Origin of the sequence: Plantibacter sp. LMC-P-059a, from assembly GCF_030209505.1 — a bacterium.
In the GTDB taxonomy this organism is placed as follows: domain Bacteria; phylum Actinomycetota; class Actinomycetes; order Actinomycetales; family Microbacteriaceae; genus Plantibacter.
This window is the reverse complement of record NZ_JARVRZ010000002.1, coordinates 613,855-638,894: the sequence shown is the minus strand read 5'-3', so window position 1 is coordinate 638,894 and position 25,040 is coordinate 613,855. Positions and strand designations below refer to the sequence as shown.

The 25,040-nt window shown below is 69.2% G+C and carries 26 protein-coding genes; 17 read left to right on the top strand and 9 right to left on the bottom strand.

Annotation, left to right across the window (positions count from 1 at the left end; translation table 11 throughout):
* Positions 1-37 precede the first annotated feature (37 nt).
* The 4 genes from QRN27_RS06500 (at position 38) to QRN27_RS06485 (ending at position 3,057) form a co-directional block, all read left to right on the top strand.
* The gene (locus tag QRN27_RS06500) at positions 38-1,381 is read left to right on the top strand and encodes an APC family permease (protein ID WP_285041216.1); all 1,344 of its coding nucleotides are present in this window, start codon (positions 38-40) and stop codon (positions 1,379-1,381) included.
* 100 nt (positions 1,382-1,481) lie between these two features.
* On the top strand, positions 1,482-1,988 hold the full coding sequence (locus QRN27_RS06495; RefSeq protein ID WP_285041215.1) for a DUF6328 family protein: 507 nt from the start codon (positions 1,482-1,484) through the stop codon (positions 1,986-1,988).
* 47 nt (positions 1,989-2,035) lie between these two features.
* On the top strand, positions 2,036-2,458 hold the full coding sequence (locus tag QRN27_RS06490) for an HIT family protein (protein WP_285041214.1): 423 nt from the start codon (positions 2,036-2,038) through the stop codon (positions 2,456-2,458).
* A gap of 59 nt (positions 2,459-2,517) precedes the next feature.
* Complete coding sequence (locus QRN27_RS06485) at positions 2,518-3,057, top strand: flavin reductase family protein (RefSeq protein ID WP_285041213.1); 540 nt, start codon at positions 2,518-2,520, stop codon at positions 3,055-3,057.
* A gap of 24 nt (positions 3,058-3,081) precedes the next feature.
* Here the strand turns inward: QRN27_RS06485 and QRN27_RS06480 are convergent, their stop codons facing one another.
* Positions 3,082-4,044: a proline dehydrogenase family protein gene (locus QRN27_RS06480; RefSeq protein WP_285041211.1), complete on the bottom strand. Its 963-nt coding sequence runs from the start codon at positions 4,042-4,044 to the stop codon at positions 3,082-3,084.
* A 102-nt stretch (positions 4,045-4,146) separates the two neighbouring features.
* On the opposite strand from QRN27_RS06480, the gene QRN27_RS06475 reads away from it, so the two are divergent.
* Positions 4,147-4,719, top strand: a complete 573-nt coding sequence (locus tag QRN27_RS06475) for a YdeI/OmpD-associated family protein (protein WP_285041210.1) — start codon at positions 4,147-4,149, stop codon at positions 4,717-4,719.
* A gap of 16 nt (positions 4,720-4,735) precedes the next feature.
* Positions 4,736-5,341, top strand: coding sequence for a maleylpyruvate isomerase family mycothiol-dependent enzyme (locus QRN27_RS06470; RefSeq protein ID WP_285041209.1), 606 nt, complete (start codon positions 4,736-4,738; stop codon positions 5,339-5,341).
* 375 nt (positions 5,342-5,716) lie between these two features.
* Here QRN27_RS06470 and QRN27_RS06465 read toward each other — a convergent pair whose 3' ends face one another.
* The 3 genes from QRN27_RS06465 to QRN27_RS06455 all read right to left on the bottom strand — a co-directional run bounded on the left by QRN27_RS06465 (position 5,717) and on the right by QRN27_RS06455 (position 8,682).
* On the bottom strand, positions 5,717-6,988 hold the full coding sequence (locus QRN27_RS06465) for an HNH endonuclease signature motif containing protein (RefSeq protein ID WP_285041208.1): 1,272 nt from the start codon (positions 6,986-6,988) through the stop codon (positions 5,717-5,719).
* A 458-nt stretch (positions 6,989-7,446) separates the two neighbouring features.
* Positions 7,447-7,878, bottom strand: a complete 432-nt coding sequence (locus QRN27_RS06460; RefSeq protein ID WP_056779514.1) for a hypothetical protein — start codon at positions 7,876-7,878, stop codon at positions 7,447-7,449.
* Between the two features lie 156 nt (positions 7,879-8,034).
* Complete coding sequence (locus QRN27_RS06455) at positions 8,035-8,682, bottom strand: TetR/AcrR family transcriptional regulator (RefSeq protein WP_285041206.1); 648 nt, start codon at positions 8,680-8,682, stop codon at positions 8,035-8,037.
* Between the two features lie 132 nt (positions 8,683-8,814).
* Here QRN27_RS06455 and QRN27_RS06450 point away from each other — a divergent pair, with 132 nt between their 5' ends.
* The 6 genes from QRN27_RS06450 to QRN27_RS06425 all read left to right on the top strand — a co-directional run bounded on the left by QRN27_RS06450 (position 8,815) and on the right by QRN27_RS06425 (position 16,663).
* Positions 8,815-10,473, top strand: a complete 1,659-nt coding sequence (locus tag QRN27_RS06450) for an ABC transporter substrate-binding protein (protein WP_285041205.1) — start codon at positions 8,815-8,817, stop codon at positions 10,471-10,473.
* Positions 10,474-10,582: 109 nt separating this feature from the next.
* On the top strand, positions 10,583-11,434 hold the full coding sequence (locus tag QRN27_RS06445; protein WP_285041204.1) for an ABC transporter ATP-binding protein: 852 nt from the start codon (positions 10,583-10,585) through the stop codon (positions 11,432-11,434).
* Complete coding sequence (locus tag QRN27_RS06440; RefSeq protein WP_285041203.1) at positions 11,431-12,228, top strand: ABC transporter ATP-binding protein; 798 nt, start codon at positions 11,431-11,433, stop codon at positions 12,226-12,228. The genes QRN27_RS06445 and QRN27_RS06440 overlap by 4 nt, the downstream gene beginning before the upstream one ends.
* A 73-nt stretch (positions 12,229-12,301) precedes the next feature.
* Positions 12,302-13,285: an ABC transporter permease gene (locus QRN27_RS06435; protein WP_285041202.1), complete on the top strand. Its 984-nt coding sequence runs from the start codon at positions 12,302-12,304 to the stop codon at positions 13,283-13,285.
* Position 13,286: 1 nt separating this feature from the next.
* Positions 13,287-14,372, top strand: a complete 1,086-nt coding sequence (locus tag QRN27_RS06430) for an ABC transporter permease (RefSeq protein ID WP_502929476.1) — start codon at positions 13,287-13,289, stop codon at positions 14,370-14,372.
* Entirely contained in the window at positions 14,369-16,663 is a 2,295-nt protein-coding gene (locus QRN27_RS06425; RefSeq protein ID WP_285041201.1) for an exo-beta-d-1,3/1,6-glucosidase, read from the top strand. The genes QRN27_RS06430 and QRN27_RS06425 overlap by 4 nt, the downstream gene beginning before the upstream one ends.
* A 113-nt stretch (positions 16,664-16,776) precedes the next feature.
* On the opposite strand, the gene QRN27_RS06420 is transcribed toward QRN27_RS06425, so the two are convergent.
* The 3 genes from QRN27_RS06420 to QRN27_RS06410 all read right to left on the bottom strand — a co-directional run bounded on the left by QRN27_RS06420 (position 16,777) and on the right by QRN27_RS06410 (position 17,843).
* Positions 16,777-17,079 (bottom strand): DUF7882 family protein, encoded by a 303-nt coding sequence (locus QRN27_RS06420; RefSeq protein WP_056009237.1) that lies wholly within the window; start codon positions 17,077-17,079, stop codon positions 16,777-16,779.
* Positions 17,080-17,259: 180 nt separating this feature from the next.
* Entirely contained in the window at positions 17,260-17,526 is a 267-nt protein-coding gene (locus QRN27_RS06415; protein ID WP_285041200.1) for a hypothetical protein, read from the bottom strand.
* Complete coding sequence (locus QRN27_RS06410) at positions 17,523-17,843, bottom strand: DUF7882 family protein (protein ID WP_056009234.1); 321 nt, start codon at positions 17,841-17,843, stop codon at positions 17,523-17,525. Before QRN27_RS06410 ends, QRN27_RS06415 begins: the two co-directional genes overlap by 4 nt.
* Positions 17,844-18,058: 215 nt before the next feature.
* Between QRN27_RS06410 and QRN27_RS06405 the strand changes: the two genes are divergently transcribed.
* Positions 18,059-18,610 carry a Dps family protein gene (locus QRN27_RS06405; RefSeq protein ID WP_285041199.1) on the top strand — a complete coding sequence of 184 codons (552 nt, stop codon included), beginning with the start codon at positions 18,059-18,061 and terminating at the stop codon, positions 18,608-18,610.
* Positions 18,611-18,684: 74 nt separating this feature from the next.
* Here QRN27_RS06405 and QRN27_RS06400 read toward each other — a convergent pair whose 3' ends face one another.
* Positions 18,685-18,813 carry a hypothetical protein gene (locus QRN27_RS06400; protein WP_255353626.1) on the bottom strand — a complete coding sequence of 43 codons (129 nt, stop codon included), beginning with the start codon at positions 18,811-18,813 and terminating at the stop codon, positions 18,685-18,687.
* A gap of 117 nt (positions 18,814-18,930) precedes the next feature.
* Between QRN27_RS06400 and QRN27_RS06395 the strand changes: the two genes are divergently transcribed.
* Positions 18,931-20,115, top strand: coding sequence for an aromatic acid exporter family protein (locus tag QRN27_RS06395; protein ID WP_285041198.1), 1,185 nt, complete (start codon positions 18,931-18,933; stop codon positions 20,113-20,115).
* Positions 20,116-20,182: 67 nt separating this feature from the next.
* On the opposite strand, the gene QRN27_RS06390 is transcribed toward QRN27_RS06395, so the two are convergent.
* Positions 20,183-21,022 carry an SDR family oxidoreductase gene (locus QRN27_RS06390; RefSeq protein WP_285041197.1) on the bottom strand — a complete coding sequence of 280 codons (840 nt, stop codon included), beginning with the start codon at positions 21,020-21,022 and terminating at the stop codon, positions 20,183-20,185.
* 187 nt (positions 21,023-21,209) lie between these two features.
* Between QRN27_RS06390 and QRN27_RS06385 the strand changes: the two genes are divergently transcribed.
* The 3 genes from QRN27_RS06385 to QRN27_RS06375 all read left to right on the top strand — a co-directional run bounded on the left by QRN27_RS06385 (position 21,210) and on the right by QRN27_RS06375 (position 24,952).
* Positions 21,210-22,994, top strand: a complete 1,785-nt coding sequence (locus QRN27_RS06385; protein WP_285041196.1) for a glycoside hydrolase family 15 protein — start codon at positions 21,210-21,212, stop codon at positions 22,992-22,994.
* Between the two features lie 106 nt (positions 22,995-23,100).
* Positions 23,101-24,006 carry an SMP-30/gluconolactonase/LRE family protein gene (locus QRN27_RS06380; protein ID WP_285041195.1) on the top strand — a complete coding sequence of 302 codons (906 nt, stop codon included), beginning with the start codon at positions 23,101-23,103 and terminating at the stop codon, positions 24,004-24,006.
* Positions 24,007-24,055: 49 nt separating this feature from the next.
* Positions 24,056-24,952, top strand: a complete 897-nt coding sequence (locus QRN27_RS06375; RefSeq protein WP_285041193.1) for an SDR family oxidoreductase — start codon at positions 24,056-24,058, stop codon at positions 24,950-24,952.
* Positions 24,953-25,040: the final 88 nt, after the last annotated feature.

The following is a 25,040-nucleotide window of genomic DNA, read 5'->3' as shown; positions in this document are numbered from 1 at the left end:
CGCATCTGGGATCAGCAGCTCCCGTACGGTTGCGGGAATGAGCCAGACCGAGACGACCAGCAGCGACTCCCCGACCCAGCTCAAACGGGACATCTCGGGGAAGATGCTCTACCTCTTCATCCTCGGCGACGTCCTGGGGGCGGGGATCTACGCCCTCATCGGTCAGATCGCGGGCGAGGTCGGCGGGGTCACCTGGGTGCCGATGATCGTCGCCCTCCTGCTGGCGCTGCTCACGGCGGCGTCGTACGCCGAGCTCGTCACGAAGTACCCGAAGGCGGGCGGCTCGGCCGTGTTCGCCGAGCGGGCCTACAAGCGGCCCGTGGTCTCCTTCCTCGTCGGCTACTGCATGCTCGCCGCCGGCGTCGTGAGCGCGTCCGGGTTGGCGTTGGCGTTCGCGGGCGACTACCTCGCGACCTTCATCGAGCTGCCGCCGGTCCTCGGGGCCGTGCTGTTCCTCATCGTGATCGCCCTCATCAATGCCCGGGGCATCAAGGAGTCCGTCCGGGCGAACCTCGTCATGACGATGATCGAGACCACGGGGCTCGTCCTCGTGGTGGTCGCCGTCGCGATCATGCTGGGCGGCGGCAAGGGCGACCTCGGGCGCGCGACACAGTTCGCCGAGGGCGGGAGTCCCGTCATCGCGGTGTTCGGTGCGGCCCTGCTCGCGTACTACTCCTTCGTCGGCTTCGAGACGAGTGCGAACGTCATCGAAGAGGTCAAGGATCCGTCGCGCGTCTACCCGAAGGCGCTGTTCGGCGCGCTCGCGACGGCCGGTGTCCTCTACGTGCTCGTGGGCACCGCGGCCTCGATCGCCGTGCCCTCTGACGAGCTCGGCGAATCGACCGGTCCGCTGCTGACGGTCATCCAGGCGACCGGCGTCGGCATCCCGGCGTGGCTGTTCAGCCTCATCGCCCTGGTGGCCGTCGCGAACGGCGCGCTGCTCACGATGATCATGTCGAGCCGGCTCGCCTACGGCATGGGTGCGCAGGGGCTGCTCCCGAGCGTGTTCACGAAGGTGCTGCCGAAGCGTGGGACGCCGTGGGTCGCGATCCTCGTCACCACGGGTGTCGCGATGGTCCTCACCGCGACGGGCAGCATCGCCACCCTCGCCGAGACGGTCGTCCTCCTGCTCCTCATCGTCTTCCTGAGCACGAACATCGCAGTGCTGGTGTTGCGTCGCGAACGGGTCGAGCACCAGCACTTCCGCGCTTGGACGGTCCTCCCGGTGCTTGCGGTGCTCTCGTGCCTCATCCTGCTCACGCAGCAGAGCGGCGAGGTGTGGTTGCGCGGCGGCATCATCGTCGCGGTGGGTGTGGTCCTGTACGTGATCACGCGCGTGGTCCGTCGCCGGAAAAGCGGCTCGGACGCCACCGCACGGTGACGCTGCGGTGACCCCGGGGTGGCTTGGCCAGCTTCGGGCTTCGGCGGTAGCATCCCTCCATGCGAACGGGACGACGTGTGTCGGCTGACGGGATCGGTTGATGGCCGCCGATCGTGACACCGCCGATGCCCGACCCGAGGACGGTCGTGACGAGACGCGCAACGAGCGTTCCGACCGCAACTGGTCGGAGCTGCTGCAGGAGTTCCGGGTGCTCCAGACGGGCACGCAGATCCTCGCGGGCTTCCTCCTCACCCTGCCGTTCCAACCCCGGTTCGGAGAGCTGAACGCTTTCGACCACATCCTCTACCTGATCCTCGTCGTGCTCGCCGTGACGGTGACGCTGCTCGCGTTGGCGCCGGTCACCATGCACCGGCTGGTGTTCCGGCAGGGGGCGAAGCCCCAGCTCGTGCAGGTGTCGAGCAAGATCCTCATGGTGTGTCTCGCGGCGGCGTCGCTGTTGTTCGCCGGGATCGTGATGTTCGTGTTCGACTTCGTCACCTCACCCACCGTCGGCGTGTGGGCAGGTGGGGCGGTGGTGGTGCTCATCGGTCTGGTGTGGATCGTCGGTCCGCGGTGGATCCGGGCGGCTCGCGACCGCGCGGCCTGACCCGATCGCGCGCCCTGACCCGATCGCGCGCCCTGGACAATGGAGTGATGTCCGACACCTGTGCCTTCTGCCAGCTCATACGTGACGAGCCCGCCGACGTCGTCTGGGTGGAGCGCGAGGACGAGGCCGTCGCGTTCCGGCCGTTGCCCGAGTCGGCGCTCGCGCCCGGACACACACTCGTCGTGCCGCGGGCGCACAGTGTCGGCTTGCTCGATGCGGACCCGCGGGCGCTACAGGCGACGACGGCGCTGGCGCAGCGGGTGGGTCGGGCGATGCGGGCGGCGCTCGGTGCGACCGGGGTCGTCGTGTTGAGTGCGTCCGGTGCCGATGCCGGCCAGAGCGTCCCGCACTACCACCTGCATGTCGTGCCCTGCTGGGACGACGACGGGGTCACCTTCTGGCCCGAGGGGCTGTCGCAGCATCGGGTCGACGGAGACCCGTACGAGCTCCTGGCGGAGATGTTCGAGTAGCTGGAACTCGCTGCCCCTCAGGTTGACCTCAAGGCCGATTGAGGTTCTACGGTTGAAGCATGACCATTCCCACCACGCCGTCCACCGATCCCGACGCCCTCGCCCATGCCGCGACCGTCGACGGGTTCAAGACGGCGTTCCGCGACCACCCGGCCGGCGTCGCGCTCATCAGCGCCGCAACCGATCGAGGCGACGTCGGGTTGACGGCGTCATCCGTGGCGTCCGTCGCCGTCGACCCACCGATGCTGTCGTTCTCCGTCACCCGCGCGACGGGCTCCGCCGGTGGGCTCCTCAGTGCGGGGACCGTCGTTGTGCACCTCCTGGCGGACCACCACCTCGATGTCGCGAAGGCGTTCGCGAAGACGGGCGAACCGCGGTTCACGCCGGAGCAGCACTGGGAACGGCTCCCGACCGGAGAGCCCTACCTGCCGAGTGCCCGTGCCGCGCTGCGCTGCCGGATCGTCCAGACCGTGCCGGCCGGCAGCTCGATGCTCGTCATCGCCGAAGTACTCGAGGTCATCCCGCCCGGGACGGACGCGCCGGCGCTCGTCTACCAGAACCGCAATTTCCACCGCTTGGAGTCCGACCCGCTCGGTTGAGCGTCAGCCGGGCGCGGCTGAGCGTCAGACGCGTGCCGCGATCGCGCCGATGTCCGCGATCGCCTCGATGACGCGCTCGGGGTGCTCGGCGATGCGGTTGAGGACGTAGAGCCACCACTCGGGTCCGTAGACGAGGTACTCGCGTGTGGTGAATCCGCGGCGGCGGAGATCGTCGAGCAACGCCGTGCCGAGGCCCTGGAGCATCTCGAACTCCACGTGCGGCTGGCGCAGCTCGTCCCCGAGCGCGGCCTCGAGTGCCGCGACCAGATGCGGGTCGTGGGTGGCGATGTTGACGCGGTGGCCGGCCCGGACGAGGCGCGTGACCATCGCAATGTACGCCGCCGTCATCGGTGCGGCGTCGCGCGGGTGCGCCACCTCCGTCGATTCGAGGAAGGCGCCCTTCACGACGCGCACGGGCCCGGGACGGGTGAGCACGCGTTCGAGGTCGGCCGGGGTGCGGTGGAGTCTCGCCTGCAAGGTGATGCCGGTCTCTGGGAACCGGTCGGCGATCTGCTCGAAGATCGAGAGGACGAGATCGGTGCGGCCGGAGCCCTCCGCGGAGATCATGATCGAGGTGTCGGCGTCTCCGGCTGCCTGTGCGAGGGTCAGGCCGTTGCGGAGGCCGAGTTCGGCGGAGACCACCGATCCGATGTGCGAGAGGTCGAGGGAGACCGTGGCGGTCTGCTCGGCCGCACCGATGCGTCGGGCGAGATCGACGAACTCCGCCGTCTGTTCGTCGGCGATCCTTGCGTCGCGGACGGACTCGCCGACGAGCTCGATGCTGCCGAGGTGCCCACGGCCGGCGTTCGCTGCGAGGAGTCGCAACGCCGAAGCGGCGTCGTCGCCGGCGATGTAGCGGACGGCGACCCGTCGGGCGATGGCGGCGGCCTCCGGGTGAGCGAGGACCCGTGCTTTGAGGTCCTCGTCGAGGGCCCAGGTGCGCAGGGTGTCGGCGGCGCGCGACAGTGTCTCGTCGTTCATCAGCATGGTCCGACCCTATCCATTCCGGCCGCGTGCCCGGTGCAGCATGGGCGCCTTCGCAGCGTCGGTCCCTGTGCGGTGTGGGTGGTGCGCGCTACGCTCGCTGACGTGGCGAGCTTCGAGGAGAAACCGATCCTGGACCTCACGCTCGAGGAGTGGGAGGCCTACCTCGTCGGTGTGCCGAGCGACGAGGGGGTGCGGCTGAAGCTGCGCAAGAAGACCTCCAAGGCGCCAGGCATCACATGGTCGGAGGCGCTCGACGTGGCGCTCTGTCATGGCTGGATCGACGGGCAGAGCAAGCGGCTCGACGACGACTACACCTTGCAGGCGTTCACGCCGCGGCGGAAGAACAGTCCGTGGTCGCAGATCAACCGGGAGCACGTCGCGCGGCTCATCGAGGAGGGGCGGATGCGTCCGGGTGGGATCGCCGAGGTCGACCGGGCGAAGGCCGACGGTCGGTGGGATGCCGCCTATCGTCAGAAGGACGCGGTTATGCCCGCCGATCTTCAGGCCGCGCTCGATGCCGAACCCGCTGCAGCGGCGTACTTCGCCACCCTGGGGCGCACCGAACGGTTCCGGGTCGTCTTCCGATTGAACGGCATCAAGACGCCCGCCGTCCGGGCCGCTCGCATCGTCGACGTCGTCACGAAGGCGGCGCTCGGCGAGCAGCACTATCGGTGATGGGGGAGGGGCACGGATGACGGTGTCGCGATCGATGGTGTGGGCGGTCGTCCATGCCGAGCGTCGCAACCTCGTCGCAGACCTGGCCGGACTCAGCGAGGAACAGTGGGCCACCCCCTCGCTCTGCGCGGGGTGGGATGTGCACGACGTCGTGGCGCACCTCGTCGATTCGGCGAAGACGACACGTCTGGGATTCGCTCGGCGGCTCATCGCCGCCCGGTTCGACTTCGACCTCGACAATGAACGCGGCATCGAGCGAGAGCGGAGGAGTCGGCCATCGGAGACGCTCGCAGCCCTGGGCGCTGTCGCCGAGCTGAGTCGCACGCCGCCGGCGAACCTCGCGACCAGACTCGTCGAAGCCGTCGTGCATGGTGAGGACATCCGCCGGCCGCTCGGTCTTCGCTCGAGCTACCCGACGACGGCTGTCCTGCAGGCGTTGGAGTATCAGCTTCGGACGCGCGTCTCGATGGGCGGCGGCAAAGAACGCGGGCAGGGTGTCCGACTCGTCGCTGACGACACCAGCTTGAGCTGGGGTGACGGGCCCGAGGTTCGCGGTTCCGCGCTGGACCTCCTGCTCGCGGTCTCGGGCCGACCGACCGGGCTCGCGCTGCCGGCGAGCTGAGGGGGCGAGAGGCGGGCACATGCCCGTCGACAGGCTCAGGGACCGGAATGGACCGGACCGGAACGGATCCGGCCAACTCGACCCGGTCACCGAACCTGGCGGGGTGCGCGGAGGCAGGTGGGTGCTTCGCACGTGCAGGATTCCGGTCGCTGAGCCTGGGGGCCCTTCGACAGGCTCAGGGACCGGATCGTTCCAGGCGCACCTGCGCCGGTCACTGAGCCTGTCGAAGTGCCCACCAGCACCCCTTCGACAGGCTCAGGGACCGAATCGTTCCCCGCGGACCGCGCCCGGTCACTGAGCCTGTCGAAGTGCTCACGAGGAACCCTTCGACACTTCGACAGGCTCAGTGCAGCGCAGCTCAGGGACGGGGAATGGTCAGAACGGTGCGGGGTCAGGCGCTGTCCGGTGGTGTTTGCCGTCGGGTGTTGTCCACTTGAGGACGCCGTCCGGTTGATGGTCGAGGTTCCAGCCCGGCAGGTGTTTCATCCGGTGGTGATGTCTGCAGAGGCACGCGAGATTCCCGACATCCGTTGTCCCGCCGTCCTGCCAGGCGACCGAATGGTCCAGGTCGCAGGCCCGGGCTCGGCGCCCGCAGCCGGGTGCCCGACAGGTGCCGTCTCGGAGGCGCACCGCCCGCTGGAGATCGGCGGGCACTCGGTACTGGCCTCGGCCGACGGAGAGGACTGCTCCGGTCTCCGGCTGGACGAGGATGCGGGTGAAGGAAGGCGCGTTGACCGCGATGCGGGCCGCGGTCTCGGGGTCGATCGGCCCATATCCGTCGAGCGTGGCGGGTGCGTCGGAGACCCCGGCCATGCTCAGCGCCGGAACGGTGATCTGCACGGTGGGCTTGATGTGCTCCTGGACCTCGACCGGGTGCGGGAGCACGGGGTTCGAGGCGACGTCGTCCGGCGTGACGCCGGTGAGGGCTAGGGCGGCAAGGGCATCGGCCTGGAGCTGACGGCAGGTGCGCTGGTCGCCCGCGCGACGTGCTTCCGATGCTGCGGCCTCGAGGCGTTCGATGATGCCCTGCGCGATCGGTGCGGTCGTGAACAGGTGGACCCACGCCATACCATCCGAGGCCGGCTCGAACTCGACGCGGCGGTCCGCCTCCGAACGGATCGCGCGCGCCGTGATGGACTCCGGGTGCAGCCGCTCACGGAGGTCTTTCGCGCGTTTCTTCAGCCGCGCGGCGGTCAATCGTTCAGCCATCGGGAGTACCTCGGCGAGAAACGACGCGCGACCGGCCGTCGGGACCTCACGCAGTTGGTCGGTGATCGTGCGAGCATGACGGCCGGAGATCCTGCCGGCCTCGAGTGCAGCTAGCACGGACGGTGCCTCGTTGACGAGGCGCTCGGCGTCGTCGGTGGCGTGCAGGACGGTCTGCTCCGAGGAACGCGTCGCCATCGCGAGCATCGCGCACGTCGAGCGGCGCGATAGCGCGCGCCGCTCCGCGGGCGGGTAGATGGCGGGGACGACGGAGTCCGCGAGCGCGTCCGCATAGGCTGCGGAGCGTGCGAGCAGGCGCGCTTCTCGCGCGTCGAGCACGGCGCGGAGCCGGCCGATCTCCGCATATTCGTCCGAGAACTCGGCGAGCTGCGCGGCGTACTCGTCGCTCGCGCGGATCGCGGTCGCGGTGCTCTCGGTCATGACTCCAGTCCACCATGGACCACTGACATTCCAGATGCTGAGTGAGGGCGGGTGTGGACGTACCCCGTGGGCACTTCGACAAGCTCAGTGACCGGGTCTGGTCGGTCGGATTCGGCCGGGTCGTGGGCCTGCCGCAAGGTGCACTTCGACAGGCTCAGTGACCGGGGCTGGTTGGTGGGATTGGGTCGGGTCACGAGCCTGCCGCGAGGAGCACTTCGACAAGCTCAGTGACCGGGGCTAGTTGGCGGGATTCGGTCGGGTCACCGATCTTCCGGCGGTGGAAGCTTGTCCGTGTGAGCGCGTCGACAAGCTCAGTGACCGGGGCGGGTGCGTGGGATTCGGTCGGGTCGCGAGCCTGCCGCTCGGCGCACTTCGACAGGCTCAGTGACCAGATGGGGCTTAGTGACCAGATGGGACTCGGCGATGGGGCCATCGACCGCGCCCCTCGCCCCGTCCGATCAGACGGCTCTGGCCAGCAACTCCGTGACCCGCTTCGCGACGGCATCGTTCCAGGCGGTGATCCCGAACGCGGTCGGCCACATCTCGCCGTCGTCGAGCTTCGCGGAGTCGTTGAACCCGAGGGTCGCGTAGCGCGCCTTGAACTTCGCCGCAGCCTGGAAGAACACGACCGCCTTACCGTCGGCACCGACGTAGGCGGGCATGCCGTACCAGGTCTTCGCAGCGAGACCGTAGTCGCCACCCATGATCAGTTCGTGCAACGGCTCGGCGATCGCCCGGTCGGCGTCCTCCATGTCCGCGATCGCGTCGACGACACCCTGCAGCGCCTCCTCGCGGTTCGCCGCCGCCTTGAGCTCCTTCGCCCGCTCCTTCATCGCCGCACGCTCTTCAGCGCTGAAACCACTCTTCGTACTCGACTGCTGCTCGGCCATCTCGACGTCCTTCCGCTCCGGGCTCACGTTCGCCTCTCACGGTAGACCCGCGAGTCGACCGGCAGGCAACGGATTTCGGCGGACGAGGCGACACGCGCCACCGACACGCCAGCCACCATCACGCCAGCCGCCAGCCGCCAACCCCCAACCGACACCTCAGTCGTCCAGCGACCCCTGGCCGAGCACCGACTCCACGATGACCCGGATGGCGTAGGCACTCGTCTCGGCGAGGTCGACGTCGGCGGGGTCGATGAGCCACTGCACCTGCAGGCCGTCCATGACCGCGAGGATCGACGCCGCAGCGCGATGGATCGTCTCCGGTGCGTCGACACCGCGTTCGGCACACACCGCCTGGAACGCCTCGGCGATCTCGCGCCGCAGGGTCCGATAGCGGTCGTCGAAGTAGTGCCGGGCCGGGTGGTCCTCCGTCACCGACTCCGCAGACAGGACGACGAACGCCTGCACGATCCCGGCCCGCTGCGCGTTGGTCGCCGCCGTGCGGATGAGGTGCTTGAACAGTTCGATGCCGCCGGGGATGTGCTGGTCGTCGAGGTTCTCGACGTCGGTCGCATCGCGGTAGCTGAGCACCTCGAGGAGCAGCTGGTCCTTCGACCCGAAGTGGTGCAGGATGCCCGCCGGCGTCATGTCGACGAGTTCCGCGATGTCGATGAGGGTGCCGTTCGCGTACCCCTTCGCACCGAAGACGTCGAGCGCCGACCGCACGACCTCGGCCCGTCGCGCGACCGTCGCGGGGCGGGGCTGCGGTTGTCGCTTCACCGTGCCGGGTGGTTTCACAGTCGTCATGCCGTCCGTTCCGCGATGAGCCTCGATGCGGCGAGGATACCGCGCTTGCCAACTTACTGAATGGTCAGTAAGTTATCACCGAATCCCGACTTGCGCCGCACTGCCGCAGCGCACACCCAAGAGGAGAAAGCGATGAAGCTGAGAACCCCACTGCTGGCCGCGTTCGCGGCCACAGCCCTGCTGCTCACCGGATGCACCGGTGGCGGCGGGTCGAGCGACGGCCCCGAGGAGGGTGCCGCGCTGACGATCGCGAAGCCCGACGGCTCGATCGCCACCGAATCCAACAACCCCTACGTCGGCGACTCGTCCGCCATGAAGCTCGGGTACATCAACGCGATCCTCGAACCGCTCGCGATCGTCAACCTCGTCGACCCGAGCGCGGAGGTCAAGCCGTGGCTCGCGTCCGAGATCGCCTGGACCGACGACTACACCTCCGTCGCCCTGACCGCTCGCGACGGCGTCACCTGGAACGACGGCGAGGCCTTCAGCGCCGACGACATCGCCTTCACCTTCCAGCAGTTCATCGACCACCCGGAGCTCGACAACTCGGCCCTCGGCCTCACGTCCGTCGCGACCGAAGGCGACACCGTCACCCTCTCGTTCACGAACCCGATGTTCGTGAAGCAGGACAAGGTCCTGCTCAAGCAGATCGTCCCGAAGCACATCTGGAGGTCCGTCGACGACCCGGCCACCTTCGAGAACCCCGAGCCCGTCGGCACCGGTCCGTACACGCTGACGAGCTTCAGCACGGAGAGCGTCGAACTCTCCGCCCGCGACGACTACTGGGGCGAGCAGCCGGCCGTGCCGACGCTCTACTACGTGTCGTACAACGACAACACGGCACTCACCACGGCTCTCGCGAACGGCGACGCCGACTGGGCTCAGGCCTTCATCCCGAACGTGCAGTCCGCGTACCTCGACAAGGACAAGGAGCACAACGTCTACTGGGCGGCCGCCGGTCTCGCCGTCGACGCCATGTTCGTCAACACGCAGACGAAGCCCTTCAACGACCCCGCGTTCCGGCAGGCCGTCAACCTCGTCATCGACCGCGAACAGCACCAGCAGATCGCCCGTGAAGGCGGCGTCCCCGAGCTCAGCTCGGTCACCGGTCTGCCGACCCCGGCCGGCGACGCGTTCATCCCCGCCGAGTTCCAGGGCGAGGACTACACCGTCGACGCGAAGGCCGCGAAGCAGGTCCTGACCGACGCCGGGTACACCTGGAACGACGACGTCCTCACCGACCCGTCGGGCGAGCCCGTCACCTTCACCCTGTCCGTCCCGCAGGGATGGAACGACTACGTGACCGGCATCAGCCTCATCGCCGACTCGGTGAAGTCGCTCGGGGTCACGGCCACCGTCGACACCCCCGACCAGGACACCTGGTGGGCGGCCAAGTCGGACGGCGACTTCCAGGCGATCCTGCACTGGACCGACACCGGTGCGACGCCGTACGACCTGTACTCCGACATCATGGACGGCCGCTGGCTCGTCGCCGAGGGTGAGGCCGCCGACTTCAACTTCGGCCGCTACGACAGCCCCGAGGCCACCGCGGCGCTCTCGGCCTACGCCAACGCCACGGACGACGCCACGCGGGCCGCAGCCCTCGAGACGGTCCAGAAGCTGTTCGTCTCCGACGTCCCCGCGATGCCGATCGGCACGCGCCCGTTCATCGGTTCGTACAACACCCGGAACTACACCGGGTGGCCGAGCGAGGACGACCCGTACGCCCCGGCCGACCCGACGCAGCCGACCGCCGTGTACATCCTCACGCAGCTCAAGGCCGCGAAGTAGGCGTACCCACACACCGACGGGCGGGGTGCTCATCCACCCCGCCCGTCAACTCCCGCATGCGCGTGCCCACGACGCCCACATCCCCATCAGCACAGAACGGACTCACGCAGTGACCAACGACGACCTGCTGACAGTGTCCAACTTCAGCGTCACCTACGACGTCGAACCGCCCGTCGAAGCCGTGCGCGACGTCTCGCTCACCCTTCGTCGCGGCGAGATCCTCGGCCTCGCTGGAGAGTCCGGTTGCGGGAAGACGACGCTCGCCTACGGCCTGCAACGGCTCCTCAAACCACCGGCCGTCATCACGGGTGGCAGCGCCGTCTTCCACGACGAGTCGGGCGAGGACATCGACCTCGGTGCGCTCGGCGAGGAGGAGATGCGCGCGTTCCGCTGGGACAAGGCCTCCATGGTGTTCCAAGGCGCGATGAACGCCCTGAACCCGGTGACCACCATCGGCCGTCAGCTGGACGACGTCTTCACCACCCACCGCCGAGGGATGACCCGTCCCGAGCGCCGGGAGGAGACGGGCAAGCTCCTCGACATCGTCGGTGTCGGTCGCGACCGGCTGAAGTCGTACCCGCACGAACTGTCCGGCGGCATGCGCCAGCGGGTCATGATCGCGATGGCACTCGCCCTGAAACCGCAGCTCATGATCATGGACGAGCCGACCACCGCGCTCGACGTGCTCGTGCAGCGCGAGATCCTGCAGCAGATCTCCGAGCTCCGCACCGAGTTCGGCTTCTCCGTCATCTTCATCACCCACGACCTGCCGTTGCTCCTCGAGATCTCCGACCGCATCGCCGTCATGCGCGCCGGCCGCCTCGTCGAGATCGACACGGCCGAGCGCATCTACCGTCAGGCGAAGGACCCGTACACCCGGAAGCTCCTCGCCTCCTTCCCGAGCCTCACCGGCGAACGCGGCGACTTCGTCCGCGGCGCACAGACCGGAGTGACCGCATGACCACCCTCGAGTTCTCCCACGTCTCCAAGCGCTACCGGGTGCGCGGTTCCGGCCACATGCTCGCGCTCGACGACGTCAGTTTCACCCTGCGCTCCGGCCAGACCCTCGCGCTCGTCGGGCAGTCCGGCAGTGGCAAGTCCACGATCGCGAAGATCCTCACCCAGTTGGAACGGGCCACGAGCGGTGACATCCTGCTCGACGGCACGGCCATCCCTCGCCGGGGTCGCGCGCTGCGCCGGTACCGGCAGCAGGTCCGCATGGTCTTCCAGGACCCGTTCGCCTCGCTGAACCCCTCGCACACGATCCGGCATCACCTGGAGCGACCGCTGCGCCTCGACCACGTCGTGCCGGAGGCGGAGGTCGAAGACGAGGTGCACCGCCTCCTCGAGCGCGTGCAGCTCGACCCCGCCGGCACGATCGACCGACGCCCCCACGAGCTGTCGGGCGGTCAGCGGCAGCGGGTCGCCATCGCCCGCGCACTCGCCTCGCGGCCCTCCCTGCTCATCGCCGACGAACCCGTCTCGATGCTCGACGTCTCCATCCGACTCGGCGTCCTCAACCTGCTCGCCGAGTTGCAGCGCGAGTCGCAGCTCGGGGTCCTGTACATCACGCACGACCTCGCGACGGCACGCCACTTCAGCGACGAGATCATGGTCCTGCACCACGGCGAGGTGGTCGAGCGCGGCCCGGCCGACGACGTGATCCTCCGCCCGCAGCACCCCTACACGCTCGCCCTCCGCAACGCGTCGCCCGACCCCGACCGCCACTTCGCGGGAACGGAGAGCATCGCATGACCTCCGCGTCCACCGCTTCGGTCGCCTGCCCAGCCACCTCGATCGAGCTCTCCGAATCGGCAGGGAGCCGACCATGACCTTCTTCCTCCGCCGCGCCGCCTTCTACGCGTTCACCGCCTGGGCCGCGATCACGATCAACTTCTTCCTGCCACGGATGCTCAAGGGCGACCCGGTGTCGGCGTACATCGCGAAGAACCAGGGCCGCATCAGCCCCGAGGCCGCCGACTCGCTCCGCACCCTGTTCGGCCTCGACGCGGACAAGTCGCTGCTCGAGCAGTACCTCGACTACTGGCGGCTGCTCTTCTCGGGCGACCTCGGCCGGTCCTTCTCGAAGGGCCTGGCACCCGTCACCGACGTGATCGCTGCAGCACTGCCCTGGACGGTCGGCCTCGTCGGTATCGCGACGATCCTCTCCTTCGTGCTCGGCACGTCCATCGGCGCCCTCATCGGCTGGCGACGCGGAAGTAAGGCGGACTTCATCGTCCCGCTCTCCACCTTCTTCTCCACCGTGCCGTACTTCTGGATGGGGCTCATCGCGATCGCCGTGTTCTCCACCCTGCTCGGCTGGTTCCCCGCCTCGCACGCCTACGGCAAGGGGTCGAGACCGGAGTTCTCACTCGACTTCATCGGGCAGGTGATCGCCCACGGCTTCCTCCCCGCGGCGACCATCGTGCTCGCCTCGCTCGGTGGGTGGATCCTCGGCATGCGCAACATGATGGTGACCGTGCTCGACGAGGACTACGTCACGGTCGCGCAGGCGAAGGGCCTCCCCACCCGCCGGGTGCTCGTGGACTACGCCGCCCGCAACGCGATGCTGCCGCAGCTGTCGAGCTTCGCGCTCTCGCTCGGCTTCATCGTCGGCGGCACGATCGTCATGGAGATGGTCTTCTCCTACCCGGGCGTCGGCAAGCTCTTGCTCGACGCCACGACGGCGAAGGACTACCCGCTCATGCAGGGCCTGTTCCTCGTCATCACGCTCACCGTCCTCGTCGCGAACATCCTGGCCGACGTCGCCTACGCGGTGCTCGACCCCCGCACCCGCCAGATGGAGTCCTGACATGACCATCCCCACCACCGTCACCACTGAGGCGCTCGCGACCGCTCCGCGGCCGACGCCGACGCCGCGTGGCCGATCAGCTGCAGCCCGGTTCGGAGCGTCGTTCGCGATGTTCCGCAACGGCAAGTCGATCACCGGCCTGTGCATCCTCGGGTTCTTCGTCCTCGTCGCGATCTTCGGCGACCTGCTCGCCCCCTACGGGCCGCTGGAGAAGGACTTCACCGCGCTGCGCCAGGCGCCGTCGGCCGCGCACCTCCTCGGCACGACCCACATGGGCGAGGACGTCCTCAGTCAGCTCGTCTACGGCACCCGCGGCGTCCTCGTCGTCGGGTTCCTGGCCGGGATCTTCGCGACGATCATCGCCGTCGCGATCGGCGTCACCGCCGGGTACGTGTCCGGGTTCACGAGCGAATCGCTGTCCGCCCTGACGAACGTCTTCCTCGTCATCCCCGGCCTGCCGCTCATGATCATCGTCGCGTCGCAGTACGACGACCCGAGCCTGTTCCTCATCGCCGGCGTGCTCGCCCTCACCGGTTGGGCGTGGGGCGGTCGGGTGCTCCGCGCGCAGACGATGTCCCTGCGGAACCGCGATTTCGTCCAGGCTGCGAAGGCGAACGGCGAGTCCCTCTTCCGGATCATCACCGTCGAGATGCTGCCGAACCTCACCGCCATCATCGCGTCGAGCTTCGTCGGCACGGTCACCGCTGCGGTCCTCGGCCTCACCACGCTCGCCTTCATCGGCGTCATCCCCATCACGAACCTCAACTGGGGCACCATCCTGTTCTGGGCGCAGCAGAACGGCGCCTTCCCCGACTTCTGGTGGTGGTACGTGCCCGCCGGTGTGTGCATCGCACTCCTCGGCGTCGCGCTGTCGCTCATCAACTTCGGCATCGACGAGTACGTCAACCCACGACTGCGGTCGGCGGGCGAACGTGCCAGGGCGCTGCGGAAGCGCGGCATCAAGCCGGGGGCGAGCGTCACCGCCGTCCGCACCGAAGCTGCTGGAGACGGGCGCACGCGAACGAGCGACCCGAGCCGACGAACCGACATCACCGACCCCGAACGCGCTGGAGCGACCGAACGATGAAGACCGAGACCGCCCGCTACCTCGACCCCACCCTGCCGATCGCCGCACGGGTCGACGACCTCGTCGGCTGCATGACCGTGCGCGAGAAGGTCGGGCAGATGATGCAGCTCGACGCGCGCGACGACATCGAGGCACACGTCCTCGAGACCCAGGTGGGGTCGATCCTGCACGCGTCGCCCGAGCGGCTCGCGACGGCCCACGCGTTGACCAGGCGCACGCGACTCCAGATCCCGTTGATCGTGGGGGAGGACTGCATCCACGGCCACTCCTTCCACCTCGGCGCGACGATCTTCCCGACGCAGTTGGCCATGGCCGCCAGCTGGGACGCCGGGCTGCTCGAACGGGTCGCCAGGGCCACGGCCGTCGAGGTCGCCGCGACCGGTGTGCACTGGACGTTCTCGCCGGTGCTCTGCATCGCCCGCGACCTCCGCTGGGGGCGCGTGGGGGAGACCTTCGGCGAGGACCCGTTCCTCATCGGCGAGCTCGCCTCGGCGATGGTCCGCGGCTACCAGGGCGACGGGCTCACCGACCCGACCGCCATCCTCGCCACCGCGAAGCACTTCGCCGGGTACTCCGAGACGCAGGGCGGCCGGGACGCGAGCGAGGCCGACATCTCGCCGCGCAAGCTGCGGTCCTGGTTCCTGCCACCCTTCGAGCGCGTCGCCCGCGAGGGGTGCGCCAGCTTCATGCTCGGCTACCAGTCGATCGACGGCGTCCCGATCACGGTCAACGAGTGGTTGCTGAACGACGTCCTCCGCGGGGAGTGGGGCTACGAGGGGACGCTCATCACCGACTGGGACAACGTCGGACGCATGGTGTGGGAGCAGCACGTGAGCCCCGACCACGTGCACGCCTCGGCCGCAGCGATCCGCGCCGGCAACGACATGGTGATGAACACGCCCGGCTTCTTCGACGGAGCCCTAGAAGCGCTCGACCGCGGCATGCTCGAGGAGTCAGACCTCGACCGCGCCGTCCGTCGCATCCTCACGTTGAAGTTCGCCCTCGGGCTCTTCGAACACCCGCGGCACCCGGATCCGGCCGAGCAACTCGCGGTGATCGGTTCGCCGGCGCACACCGAGCTCAACCTCGAGACCGCCCGTCGCTCGCTCGTCCTGCTCCGCAACGAGGGTGTCCTGCCGATCAACGGCGGATACCGCGCCGACGAGAGCGGACGGGCGATCGCCGACGCCGAGGCCGGGCCCGTCCGCGTCGCCGTCATCGGTCCCCTGGCCGACGACGCGCAGATGCAGCTGGGTGACTGGGCCGGGAACTCCGGTCAGGCGGGGTGGCTGCCCGACGGACAACCGCGCGAGCTGATCACGACCGTTCTGGACGGCCTGCGCGCCGCGACCCCGGCCGGCAGCACGATCACGACCGCGTTCGGGGCCGACATCCTCACGCTCTCGCCGGATCCGACCGGAGCGACCTTCCCCGACGGACAACCCCGTCCACCGCTCGTCACCCCGGCCGAACCGGACGCGGCACTCATCGCGGAAGCCGTCGCCCAGGCCGAGCAGGCCGACGTGGTGGTCGCCGTTGTCGGCGACCGGATCGAACTCGTGGGTGAAGGCCGCTCCACCGCGACCCTCGAACTCGTCGGCGGCCAGATCGCCCTCCTCGACGCCCTGGCCGCCACCGGGAAGCCGCTCGTGGTGGTGCTGCTCGCCTCCAAGCCGCTCGTCCTCCCGCCGTCCGCGCTCGCGGCGGACGCGATCGTGTGGGCGGCGAGCCCCGGCATGCAGGGCGGTCGAGCGATCGCCGAACTCCTGCTCGGCCTCATCGAGCCGACCGGACGCCTCCCGATCTCGTTCGCCCGGCACGCCGGCCAGCAGCCGACGTACTACAACCAGATCCGCGGCCAGCACGGCGACCGCTACGCCGACCTCACCCAGGACCCGGCGTTCGCGTTCGGCGACGGGCTGTCGTACTCGACCGTCGAGTACGGGGAGCCGCGCCTCGACCGGATCGTCCACACCCGCGCGGACACCGTGCGCGCGGAGATCGAGGTGCGGAACACCGGGACCCGTCCCGTGCTCGAGACGGTCCAGGTGTACGTCAGCGACCTCGTCACCTCGGTCAGCTGGGCGGACCAGGAACTCAAAACGTTCCGTCAGATCGCCGTCCAGCCGGGGGAGTCCGCGTTGGTCACGATCGAGCTGCCGGTCGCCGAGTGCACGATCGTCGACGCCCGTGGGCGTCGCGTGGTCGAGGCCGGCGAGTTCGAGCTGCGCGTGGGCGGCTCGTCACGGGCCGAGGCGCTGCGGTCGGTCCGCTTCGCCGTCGAGGACTGAGGCGCTGCGGCCACTCGCTCGGACAGCATGAAGCCGCTCCGCCGGTCCGCACGAAGCCCCTCCTGTTTCGTGCGTTCCGACGGAGCGGCTTCATGCCGTCCGGCTGAGGTCGGTCAGGCCAGTTCTTCGACGTCCGCGCGGACGGTGACCTCGCCGCCGTTGGCGCCGTGCATGAGGTCTTCGAGCAGCGGGCGGTCCATCTCGAACGTCTCGTCCGACTCAAAGCTGAACTGCAGCGGGATCGACGGGTGCAGCCAGAGCGTGACCCGGCCGCGCTCCGTCGAGGTGTCGCGGAGCGTCACCGAGAACGACTCGTTCCGGCGCAGCTTCATGAGGGTGATGGTCTTCACATGAGCCAACATCCGGTCTTCGAGGTGGAAACGGTTCTCGCCCGTTCCGTAGACGATCGCGCCCATGGTGTCTGCCCTTCTCCGGACCTCCGACGGTCGACACGACGAGATGCGTCGGTGTCGAGCGGCCAGCCTGGAGACCCACTTCAATGTCCGCCGGACAAGTCTAGGAAGCTTGAAATCGTCGCTCGAAACTGTTGCCTTCGGCGGGTCATCTGCGCTATGCGCGGCGGGGGACCAGCGGGGTCAGGAGAGGAGGTCGGAATCCGCCGTCAGAGGCATCGTCGCGGCCGGGGTGTCCTGTGACTCACCGTCGGGTGTCCCCATCGCGATGCCGATGCCGGGGCCGATGAGCAGGTTGATGGGCTCGAGCTGCCCCTCCCCACGATCGACCTGCAACCACCGGAAGGTTCCGGAAGCGATGCTGTCGAGCACCTCGGCGCGGAACGCATCGGGGTCTTCGACGGCGATGGAATACGGGAGGCCCTGGTAGACGATCTCCATACGGCTCATGCGTTCTGTCCTGTCCGGTTCGGAGCGGGCTCGGCGATGACCGACAGGCCGTGCGCCGAGTTCGCCGTGACGTTCAACGCGTCGATCCACGCGCGATTGAGGTCGATCGGGACGCTGCCCGAGTACTTGAAGCGCAACGGCACCGAGGGGTGGATCCAGATCACGCTGCGTCCGTCGCCGGCCCGCGGGTCGTCCTTCCACCCGAAGTAGAACGCCTCATTCCGCCGGAGCTTGCCTCCGATGACGAACTGCAGGTGCGCCAGCAGCCGATCCTCGAACGTGATCGAGACCTCGGAACCGTAGATCAGTTTTCCCATGGCGGGTCGTGCTCTCCTCATCGTGCGTCGCGCGGAGTCCCGCGCGATGTGATGCTTCACCATAAGACTCCAGGCCGTGAATTCCCAGCCAGTGCACATTCGGTGCCCGCGCGATGCCCACGTCCGGGCGAGAGTGGAACGATCGGGAGGTCGTGTCAAGGGGCCCGACATCCTCACCCGAGGTGCGTAGCCTCCCGTGGAGGAGGTGCCAAACCATGGCAACAGCAGAGAAGACCAGCACGACCCGATCGGCTCCCGGAGGAACCGGCGCGAAGCCCACCCGCCGTCAGAACGCGGAGAAGGGTTTCGTCGCTTCGAAGGCCCTCGACGAGAACATGCAGGCGGTCCTCGTCGACCTGATCGAGTTGTCGATCCAGGGCAAGCAGGCCCACTGGAACGTCGTCGGACGCAACTTCCGCGACACCCACCTGCAGCTCGACGAGATCATCGATGCGGCCCGCGAGTTCAGCGACACCGTCGCCGAGCGCATGCGCGCCCTGCACGCGGTTCCGGACGGCCGCAGCGACATCGTCGCCGAGACGACCACGCTGCCCGAATACCCGCAGGGTGAGATCGACACGGCCCAGACGATCGACCTGATCACCGTCCGCCTGGAGGCGACCGTCGGCACGATGCGTCGTGTCCACGACGACGTCGACGAGGAAGACCCGACCAGCGCGGACATCCTGCACGCGATCATCCAGCAGCTGGAACAGTTCGCGTGGATGATCAGCGCGGAGAACCGCACGGTGACCCGTAGTCGATGACCCGGGGCGGCGTCCGGAGACGATCACTCGTCTTCGGACGCCGCCACCCGAGGTCGTGCGGCCAGGTTCAGCGACTACTCGTCTTCGGCGCCGCCGCCCGAGGCCGTGTCCTCACCATCGGTGGATTCGGAGCCGTCGGAGCTCGAGCCGTCGGGGATCTCCTCCGCGTCGGGACGTGAGGATGATGCAGATGCGTTCGTCATGTTCGCTTCCTTCCTGGTTGTCGCCATCGGAGATGACGACACCAACGCTAGGCCGCGGAGCTGATCGGCGGGTGGGGGTTGACGCCCTGACAGGGCGAGACCAGCATGGCGGCTGTGATGAGCGATGAACCGGTGATGGCCCGCGAGACGAGCACGGGGAGCATCCGCACACCCCGGCAGCGGCTCGGTGCCTGGATCACGCCCGCACTCCGCCCCTGGCGGCTGATGCTCGCGCTGAAGACCGCCATAGCAGCTACGGCCGCCTGGTTCCTCGGCGGCTTCATCCCCGGCGAGCTCGGCGAGTTCTCCTACTACGCGCCGCTCGGCGCGCTCGTGAGCCTCACGCCGACGCTCATGGACTCCGTCCGATCGAGTCTCCAGACCCTCATCGGGTTGGGACTCGGCATCGGCCTCGCCTGGGCGCTCATCGTCTCACCGGCGCCCGGTTGGGTGTCCGTCGCCCTGTCCGTCGGCCTCGGGACGATCCTCGCCGGTCTGCCCGGCCTCGGTCAGGGACGCGACTACGTGCCCATCGCCGCCCTCTTCGTGATCATCATCGGCGGTGCCAACGCGAACGACTTCTCGCTCGGCTACCTCATCCAGATGGCGCTCGGCGTCCTCGTCGGGTTGCTCGTGAACCTGCTCATCATGCCGCCGCTGTTCGTCCGGGAGTCGGCCGCGGGCATCGCCGCTGCGCGCGGCCGCATGGTCGACGCGCTCCGGACCATGTGCACGACCCTGTCATCCGAGACGGAGCCGGCGGCCGACGACCCACCGCCGTGGGAACGGTCCGTGACGTCGCTGCGGCACGACATCGACGCCGCCAGGGGACTCGTGCGCGACGCGGCGGAGAGTCGCCGCGCCAACCCGCGGACCCGGTGGAACAAGCACGACTTCCGCGGCGACCAGGGTGCGCTGGAGGCGCTCGAGCGGATCGCCCCAGCAATCGTGGAGCTCGGCGACGCGCTCCGCGCCGCGCTGTGGGGGATCCCCGTGCCCGTGCGGCTCGGCACGGAGGTGCGCGGGACGCTCGCCGAGGCCTTGGACGCCGCCGCCGACCTCGTCGACGCCGCGATCGACGACGAACGGCTCCCGGAAGCCCTCGAGACCTCGGATCGGACCCTCGTCGCCCTGCGGCGGGCGGTCAGGTCCGCTCACGTCGATGCGGTGAACCAGGCCGGCTCGGACAGCGGATCGGCAGACGACCCGGCCGATGACCCGGGCGGGGAGAACCTGCTGTTCGCGCTCCGACGCATCCACGCCGAGGTCGAGAGCTCGAAGCGGACCGACCAGGCGGAGTGACGGGCCGGCCGACGGGCCGGAGCCGACGGAACGCCCGCTTGGGACGTCCCGTCGGCCCGGGCGCCGGTCAGAGGATCGGCTTGCCGCCCGTGACCGCGATCACGGCACCCGAGATGTAGCTGCCCTCGTCGGAGGCGAGCAGCACGTACGGCGGCGCGACCTCCGCGGGCTGGCCCGGGCGTCCGAGCGGTGTGTCCGTCCCGAACGATTCGACCGTCTCCGGCGGCATCGTGGACGGGATGAGCGGCGTCCAGATCGGGCCGGGCGCGACGGCGTTCACCCGGATCCCGTCCCCACCGAGCATCTGCGCGAGCGACGCGGTCATGCTCGCGAGGCCCGCCTTCGTCATGGCGTAGGGCATGAGCTGCGGCGACGGCGAGTCGGCCTGCACCGAGCTGGACGCGATGATCGCGGAGCCGGGCGCCATGTGGGGGACGGCCGCCTTGCTCAGGTGGAAGAACGCGCTCAGGTTCGTGGCGAGCGTGTGGTCCCACTCCTCGTCCGGGATCTCGGCGAGGCTCTCGCGGGTCATCTGGTAGGCGGCGTTGCTCACGAGGATGTCGACCTTGCCGAAGCGCTCGACCGTAGCTCGGACGATCTCGCGGCAGTGCTCGGGGCTCGTCAGGTCGCCACCGATGCTGAGCGCGGTCCGGCCGGCCTCCTCGATCCAGCGGACCGTGTCGGCCGCGTCCTCGTCCTCGTCGAGGTAGCTGACGACGACGTCGGCGCCCTCCCGCGCGTAGGCGATGGCGACGGCCTTCCCGATGCCGCTGTCGCCACCGGTGATGATGGCGACCTTGCCCTCGAGCTTGCCGGAGCCCTGATAGCTGGTCTCGCCGTGGTCGGCCTGCGGCGTGAGCGCTCCCTCGGTTCCGGGCGGCTGCTGCTGCTGAGCGGGCTGATTCATGGTGTTCCTCCCTGTGCTGCTGTGGATGTCGGCATGCTGCGGTGTGCGGTCCTTCCACCCAAGCCGATCCGGGAGATCCGCCTCCAGGGGTTGACGCCCGGCCCGGGCGGGGCGGACGGCGCTAGCAGTCGCGTGGGGGCCCCGCCAGCCCCGACGATTCCTGGAGGCGGCTCGTAGGGTGAAGCGCATGACCGCAGCTGGCGAGGACCTCCGTTCGTACGCACCGATCGGAGACGGCCGTACCGTCGCACTCATCGGGCTGCGAGGCCAGGTCGACTGGTTGCCCATCCCCGACCTCAGTTCGATGCCCGTGTTCGCAAGGCTCCTCGACGACGACACCGGTGGGTGCATCGAACTCGAACCGGTCGGCGAGTACACCGTGAAGCGGCGGTACGTCGCCAACACGAACGTGCTGCGGACGACGTTCACCACCGAGCACGGGCGCGCGTCCATCACCGATGCCCTCGTGACCGGCATCGCGGGGCGCCTCCCGTGGGCCGAACTCGCCCGCCGCATCGACGGCATCTCCGGCAGCGTCGAGTTCCGGTGGCGGGTGCGACCGGGGACCGCACTCGGCACGGCCTCACCGTGGATCGAGGACAGCACCCGGGGCCCGATCATCCGCTCCGGCGCCACCACGATCGCGGTCGTCGGCGACGAGCACGGCGCGGCACCGGTCGACGGCGACGGATCCGGCGCCACGGAACTCAACGGTGGTTTCACAACGAGCGAGGACTCCCGCCACCTGTTGATCGTCGTCGCCACCCATGGCGAGCCGATCCACCTGCCGGTGCCCGCCAACGTCGACGCCGGCATCGACCGGACGATCGAGAACTGGCGTGCGTGGTCGCGGGCGTTCTCCTACGACGGCCCGTGGGGTGAGCAGGTGCAGCGGAGCGCACTCGCCCTCAAGCTGCTGATCTTCAGCCCGACGGGCGCGATCGCCGCCGCGGCGACGACGTCCCTGCCGGAGAACCCCCGCGGGGCGAAGAACTGGGACTATCGCTTCGCCTGGGTGCGCGACCTCGCCTACACCGCGCACGCGCTCGTCCGCTTCGGCCTCCGCGAGGAGACCCACGCCGCGGTCTCGTGGCTGCTGAGGACCATCCGCGAGAACGGGCCGGAGCTCCACATCTTCTACGGCCTCGAGGGCGGGGTGCCCGACGGCGTGGTCGAGCACGACGTCGCCGGGTGGCGCGGCATCGGCCCGGTGGTCAGCGGGAACCCGGCGCAGGGGCAGCTGCAACTCGGTGTCTACGGGGACCTGATCGCGATCTGCCGCACCTACGTCGACGCCGGCAACGTACTCGACGTCGAGACGGGACGGCTGCTCGCCGAGGTCGCCGACCGCACCTGCGACCTGTGGCGCAACCGTGACGCAGGTATGTGGGAGCTGCCCGACGAGGAGCACTACGTCTCGTCCAAGATGGGCTGCTGGCAGGCGCTCGGCGACGCCGTGCACCTGGCGGAGCTCGGTCAGGTGGCGGGCAGTGCCGATCGTTGGCGGGCCGAGCAGACGAGGATCCGCGAGTGGATCGACGAGCACGGCTGGTCGGAGGAGCGCGGGGCGTACGTCATGCACCCGGGCAGCGACGACCTCGACGCCTCGGTGCTCCTCCACGCGATGAGCGGCTTCGACCAGGGCGAGCGCATGTCCTCGACGATCGATGCCATCACGGCCGAACTGGGGGACGGCGCGCTGCTGTACCGCTACTCCGGGGTGCAGCAGGAGGAGTTCACCTTCGTCGCCTGCGCGTTCTGGCGGGCGTCCGCCCTCGCCTGCGTCGGCCGCCACGAGGAGGCGATCGCCGCCATGGACGAACTCGTCGGCATGACGAACGACGTGGGCATCCTCGCCGAGATGATCGACCCGGCCGACGGCGCGCACTGGGGCAACCTGCCGCAGGCGCTCAGCCACCTCGCGCTCATCAACACGGCCCTCACGATCAAGGAGCTCACGGGCGAGGAGTGAGCAGCCGATCGGCGCTGACCGGCACGGTCGCGCACGGGAGTAACCCCTCGGCTCCACGATTGCAAGCCCCGGGGTCGGAGCCCGCGGAATCCGTACCGTTGCAGCGATGGATGTTCAACCGCAGGTCTTCCGAGACACCCCCGCCATCCTCGTCGAGAGCATCTGGTGGGACGCCCGCACGGACGAGCTCGTGTGGGTCGACATCGCTGCCGGAACGCTGCACCGCGGCCCGCTCGACGGAGCCGTCGACGGCAGCGACGACCGTGTCACCGAGCTGCCTCCGCCCCTCAGCGCGGTGCAGCCGCGCGTCGGCAGCGGGTACATCGCCGCACTCGGTGATCGCATCGTCACCCTCGACGAGGACGGGCTCATCGCCGAGACCGTCGCGCGGATCGACCACGCGCACGCCGGCATGCGGAGCAACGAGGCGAAGGTCGACCCGTTCGGACGCTTCCTCGTCGGATCGATGAACACGACCACCGGCGAGCCTGACGCGGCGCTGTACCTCCTCGACGACACCGGGCTCCGCACACTCCTCGGCGGTTTCGGGGTCGCCAACGGTTTCGAATGGTCCGACGACGGGCGGACGGTCTACCTCACCGACACCGCCGTCAAGACGGTCTATCGTGCCGCCTACGGCGAGGACGGCCGTCTCGGCCCGCTCGAACCCTTCCTCGTCGACTACGACTCGGACGGGCTCGCCCTCGACACCGATGGCCGGTTCTGGAACGGCGTCTCCGGAGCCGGAACCGTCCTCCGATGGGGCCCGGACGGCGCCGTCGAGGACCGACTCACCGTCCCGGTGCCCGGCGTCACCTCCGTCGCCTTCGGCGGGCCGGACCTCTCGATGCTCTTCGTCGGCACGTCCCGCGACGGCCTCTCCGAGGACGAGCTCGAGCGCGCCCCGCTGAGCGGCGCCATCTTCCGGTTCGACGGGCTGGCGACCGGCCGACCCGTCCACACCTACGGACGTCGGTCGACCGCCGCCGCCCCAGCAGGCACCCCGACCTGACCCCCCACGACCACCCACCGACCGAACACTGAACGAGAGGACCATCACCATGGCCGACGACCAGTACACCTTCACCGACCCGGCGAAGCTCTACGCCCACATCTCCGCCGAGAAGCAGCACCAGCCCGAGCCCGGGCTCGACGCGGAGCTCGACCCCAAGGCCGACCTCGGCGAGGAGAGCTACCGGGGCACCGGGCGGCTCACCGGCCGCAAGGCGCTCATCACCGGTGGTGACTCCGGCATCGGTGCCGCCACCGCGATCGCCTTCGCCCGCGAGGGTGCCTCCGTGGCGCTCTCCTACCTCCCCGAGGAGGAGGAGGACGCGCAGCGCATCGCGGGCATCGTGCGCGAGGCCGGCGCCACCGTGCTCACGCTCCCGGGCGACCTGCGCGACCCCGCCTATTGCCGCGACCTCGTCGCCAAGACCGTCGAGGGCCTCGGTGGCCTCGACATCCTCGTGAACAACGGCGGCAAGCAGAAGTTCAACGAGGACCTCACCACCCTCACGGACGAGCAGTTCGACGACACCTTCAAGACCAACGTCTACGCGATGTTCTGGATCACGAAGGCCGCCCTGCCGCACCTGCCGGCCGGTTCGTCGATCATCAACACCACGTCGATCCAGGCGTACTCGCCGTCGGACATCCTCGTGGACTACGCGTCGACGAAGGCGACCATCAACGCCTTCACGAAGGCACTCGCCCAGCAGCTCGCGCCGAAGGGCATCCGCGTCAACGCGGTCGCTCCCGGGCCGATCTGGACCCCGCTGCAGGTGTCCGACGGGCAGCCGCAGGAGAAGATCGCGGAGTTCGGCGAGGACACCCCGCTCGGACGCATGGGCCAGCCGGCCGAGCTCGCCCCCGCGTACGTCTTCCTCGCCTCCCCGGAGTCGAGCTACGTGCTCGGTGAGACGCTCAACGTCAACGGCGGCATGCCCACGCCGTAACCGCCGGCGACACGACGAAGCGCACGGTCCCTCGGGGCCGTGCGCTTCGTCGTGTGGGGCGTGCTGATCGTGGAGGTTGTGCTCAGTC

What these genes read in the sequence shown, in the direction of transcription:
- QRN27_RS06415 (WP_285041200.1), bottom strand. Translation starts at nt 17,526, where the DNA reads ATGAGCCGTATGGAGATCGTCTACCAGGGCCTCCCGTATTCCATCGCC.
- QRN27_RS06495 (WP_285041215.1), top strand. Translation starts at nt 1,482, where the DNA reads ATGGCCGCCGATCGTGACACCGCCGATGCCCGACCCGAGGACGGTCGT.
- QRN27_RS06450 (WP_285041205.1), top strand. Translation starts at nt 8,815, where the DNA reads ATGAAGCTGAGAACCCCACTGCTGGCCGCGTTCGCGGCCACAGCCCTG.
- QRN27_RS06430 (WP_502929476.1), top strand. Translation starts at nt 13,287, where the DNA reads ATGACCATCCCCACCACCGTCACCACTGAGGCGCTCGCGACCGCTCCG.
- QRN27_RS06425 (WP_285041201.1), top strand. Translation starts at nt 14,369, where the DNA reads ATGAAGACCGAGACCGCCCGCTACCTCGACCCCACCCTGCCGATCGCC.
- QRN27_RS06435 (WP_285041202.1), top strand. Translation starts at nt 12,302, where the DNA reads ATGACCTTCTTCCTCCGCCGCGCCGCCTTCTACGCGTTCACCGCCTGG.
- QRN27_RS06480 (WP_285041211.1), bottom strand. Translation starts at nt 4,044, where the DNA reads ATGCTGATGAACGACGAGACACTGTCGCGCGCCGCCGACACCCTGCGC.
- QRN27_RS06400 (WP_255353626.1), bottom strand. Translation starts at nt 18,813, where the DNA reads ATGACGAACGCATCTGCATCATCCTCACGTCCCGACGCGGAGGAGATC.
- QRN27_RS06490 (WP_285041214.1), top strand. Translation starts at nt 2,036, where the DNA reads ATGTCCGACACCTGTGCCTTCTGCCAGCTCATACGTGACGAGCCCGCC.
- QRN27_RS06375 (WP_285041193.1), top strand. Translation starts at nt 24,056, where the DNA reads ATGGCCGACGACCAGTACACCTTCACCGACCCGGCGAAGCTCTACGCC.
- QRN27_RS06460 (WP_056779514.1), bottom strand. Translation starts at nt 7,878, where the DNA reads ATGGCCGAGCAGCAGTCGAGTACGAAGAGTGGTTTCAGCGCTGAAGAG.
- QRN27_RS06390 (WP_285041197.1), bottom strand. Translation starts at nt 21,022, where the DNA reads ATGAATCAGCCCGCTCAGCAGCAGCAGCCGCCCGGAACCGAGGGAGCG.
- QRN27_RS06485 (WP_285041213.1), top strand. Translation starts at nt 2,518, where the DNA reads ATGACCATTCCCACCACGCCGTCCACCGATCCCGACGCCCTCGCCCAT.
- QRN27_RS06405 (WP_285041199.1), top strand. Translation starts at nt 18,059, where the DNA reads ATGGCAACAGCAGAGAAGACCAGCACGACCCGATCGGCTCCCGGAGGA.
- QRN27_RS06420 (WP_056009237.1), bottom strand. Translation starts at nt 17,079, where the DNA reads ATGGGCGCGATCGTCTACGGAACGGGCGAGAACCGTTTCCACCTCGAA.
- QRN27_RS06380 (WP_285041195.1), top strand. Translation starts at nt 23,101, where the DNA reads ATGGATGTTCAACCGCAGGTCTTCCGAGACACCCCCGCCATCCTCGTC.
- QRN27_RS06455 (WP_285041206.1), bottom strand. Translation starts at nt 8,682, where the DNA reads ATGACGACTGTGAAACCACCCGGCACGGTGAAGCGACAACCGCAGCCC.
- QRN27_RS06440 (WP_285041203.1), top strand. Translation starts at nt 11,431, where the DNA reads ATGACCACCCTCGAGTTCTCCCACGTCTCCAAGCGCTACCGGGTGCGC.
- QRN27_RS06500 (WP_285041216.1), top strand. Translation starts at nt 38, where the DNA reads ATGAGCCAGACCGAGACGACCAGCAGCGACTCCCCGACCCAGCTCAAA.
- QRN27_RS06395 (WP_285041198.1), top strand. Translation starts at nt 18,931, where the DNA reads ATGAGCGATGAACCGGTGATGGCCCGCGAGACGAGCACGGGGAGCATC.
- QRN27_RS06470 (WP_285041209.1), top strand. Translation starts at nt 4,736, where the DNA reads ATGACGGTGTCGCGATCGATGGTGTGGGCGGTCGTCCATGCCGAGCGT.
- QRN27_RS06465 (WP_285041208.1), bottom strand. Translation starts at nt 6,988, where the DNA reads ATGACCGAGAGCACCGCGACCGCGATCCGCGCGAGCGACGAGTACGCC.
- QRN27_RS06410 (WP_056009234.1), bottom strand. Translation starts at nt 17,843, where the DNA reads ATGGGAAAACTGATCTACGGTTCCGAGGTCTCGATCACGTTCGAGGAT.
- QRN27_RS06385 (WP_285041196.1), top strand. Translation starts at nt 21,210, where the DNA reads ATGACCGCAGCTGGCGAGGACCTCCGTTCGTACGCACCGATCGGAGAC.